This window comes from Lacticaseibacillus jixianensis, from assembly GCF_003946485.1.
Lineage (GTDB): Bacteria > Bacillota > Bacilli > Lactobacillales > Lactobacillaceae > Lacticaseibacillus > Lacticaseibacillus jixianensis.
On the sequence record NZ_RHOJ01000049.1, the window covers coordinates 1 to 1,264 of the forward strand.

Consider the following 1,264-nt stretch of genomic DNA (forward strand, 5'->3'; position numbering starts at 1 on the left):
CCCGCGTTTTAGAATCAAGTTAGCCACTATCGTCGCCGAGCGGAAAAAATAAAAACACCAAGTCGATACGACCTGTTATCATTGAAGTTCCTACACAAACAATGAAAGAGGTATCGTCTTGATGCAAGAACAGCTTACCATGTCTCGCCCAAAGGGTCACCATCTTACTGCCGTGGAACGTGGTCAGATTGCCGCTTTACATGCTGAGAAGAAGTCTAATCGTGCAATCGCAAAGGTAATCGGCGTTTGTCGTCAAACGGTGGCTAATGAGCTTGCTCGTGGTGAGATCGATCAGGTCAAAAAGGTTAATGGTCAACGCCAGTATTCACGTATATACAGCCCTGAGGCCGCACAGGCGCGATACGTTGAGAACCGGCGCCGCTGCCACCGCCCGCTCAAGTTTACGCAGGCGGCTGACTTCATTGCTTACTTCACAGCACGCTTCAAGCAGGACGGGTGGTCTCCCGATGCGGTGGTTGGTCGAGCGAAGCACGACAAGCTCTACCAACCAGCCGAAATGGTCTGTACGGCTACGCTCTACAGCTATATCGAGGCGCAACTACTGGAGATCAAGAACATTGATCTGCTCGAGCAAACCAGCCGGCGTACGAAACGAAATGCCAATACGACCCACAAGCGCGTGCTTCAAGGCAGAAGTATTGATGAGCGGCCTAAGCGAGTTGAGAGCCGACGTGAGTTTGGTCACTTTGAACTCGACACGATCGTAGGCAAGCGCAACGGCCAAGAGAGTGTCATCTTGACCTTGATTGAGCGTAAGTCACGCTTCCAGTTTATGCGCTTTATCGACGGGCGTGATGCTGATTCAGTCAACTACGCAATGCGCGGTATCATCGGTGAATATGGGGACATCATCAAGACCATCACGGCAGACAACGGCTCCGAGTTTGCCGAGCTTGAATCGATGCTGAACGGCGTGGCAACGGTCTACTATGCGCATCCATACCGGTCCAGCGAACGGGGCACCAATGAGGTTCACAACAAGATGGTACGCAGAGACTTTCCTAAGGGTCAGTCACTAGATGCTGTGAGTCCCGCCGCTGTGGCCAAAGTCGAAGCTAAGATCAACCAACTGCCACGACGCAACCAAGACTATCGGACCACCAAAGAAGTATTCAATGCTGAATGCAAGCGCGTCCGGCGAAGCAGAGCCAAGGCGGCAGCGGCTAGCTAACCAATACTATAAGATAACAGGTCATCTCGACCCGGCCCGATCTGGGTGGCTAACTTGTTCTTGCAATTTACG

The 1,264-nt window shown here is 52.1% G+C and carries 1 protein-coding gene; it reads left to right on the forward strand.

Annotation, left to right across the window (positions count from 1 at the left end; translation table 11 throughout):
- Positions 1-121 precede the first annotated feature (121 nt).
- Positions 122-1,192 carry an IS30 family transposase gene (locus tag EKM85_RS11380; protein ID WP_125586984.1) on the forward strand — a complete coding sequence of 357 codons (1,071 nt, stop codon included), beginning with the start codon at positions 122-124 and terminating at the stop codon, positions 1,190-1,192.
- The last annotated feature ends 72 nt before the right edge of the window (positions 1,193-1,264 follow it).